Here is a 267-nt window from a genome sequence, read left to right as displayed (position 1 = left end):
CCTGTTCCCATGCCGAACACAGAAGTTAAGCTCTTTAGCGCCGATGGTAGTTGGGCTTACGTTCCGCGAGAGTAGGACGTTGCCGGGCAAAATTCAATTTTGACCCTTGGGTCTTTTTTTCTTGAAATTTTCTTGAAAAATAAATTGAATTAAATGTTGACACAAGAATATAACAAGTGTATAATAGTTTCTTGTGAGACAAAATGAACATTGAAAACTGAATGACAATATGTCAACGTTAATTCCAATAATTGAGTACTGAAAGTA

The 267-nt window shown here is 36.0% G+C and carries 1 rRNA gene; it reads left to right on the top strand.

The annotated features are described in order from the left end of the window. Positions 1–88, top strand: a 5S ribosomal RNA gene (gene rrf, locus LQ693_RS13595); the annotation flags it as partial. Positions 89–267: the final 179 nt, after the last annotated feature.

The organism is Mammaliicoccus sp. B-M6 (genome assembly GCF_022386965.1).
Lineage (GTDB): Bacteria > Bacillota > Bacilli > Staphylococcales > Staphylococcaceae > Mammaliicoccus > Mammaliicoccus sciuri_A.
This window is presented reverse-complemented; position numbering and strand designations above follow the sequence as displayed.